The organism is Streptomyces cahuitamycinicus (assembly GCF_002891435.1).
Lineage (GTDB): Bacteria > Actinomycetota > Actinomycetes > Streptomycetales > Streptomycetaceae > Streptomyces > Streptomyces cahuitamycinicus.
This window is the reverse complement of the sequence record NZ_POUC01000985.1, coordinates 1-434: the sequence shown is the minus strand read 5'-3', so window position 1 is coordinate 434 and position 434 is coordinate 1. Positions and strand designations below refer to the sequence as shown.

The following is a 434-nucleotide window of genomic DNA, read 5'->3' as shown; positions in this document are numbered from 1 at the left end:
AGGCGGACGCCTTCGCCGAGCTGGGCCGGCTGCACATGCTCAACTACGAGCGGGATCCGGCGGTGGAGGCGGCCGACACGGCGGCGGAGATCGGCGAGCGGCTCGGGCTGACCGAGACCCGCACCAACGCCCGGATCACCGCGGCCACCGCCCGCTACCAGGCGGGCGACCGGTCCGGCCTGGACGAGCTGTACGCCATCGTCGAGTTCAGCCGGGCCGGGCAGCTGCTCGCGCTGCCCCGGGCCACCCAGAACCTCGCCTACGCGGTGCGTGAGGAGGGCGACTGGTTGCGCTCCGACGCGCTGCTCTCGGCGGCCCCGGCCCGCACCGCGAGCGGGCAGACGCTGACCACCAGCTACTCCGGCGAGGCGATGCGGGCCTGGTTCGAGGGGGACTTCGGCCGGCTGCTCGCCGCCGCCGAGGCGTTCGTACAC

The 434-nt window shown here is 74.9% G+C and carries 1 protein-coding gene; it reads left to right on the top strand.

The features are described from left to right. On the top strand, nt 1-434 hold a 434-nt coding region (locus tag C1J00_RS44210; RefSeq protein ID WP_219728428.1), incomplete at both ends, for a hypothetical protein.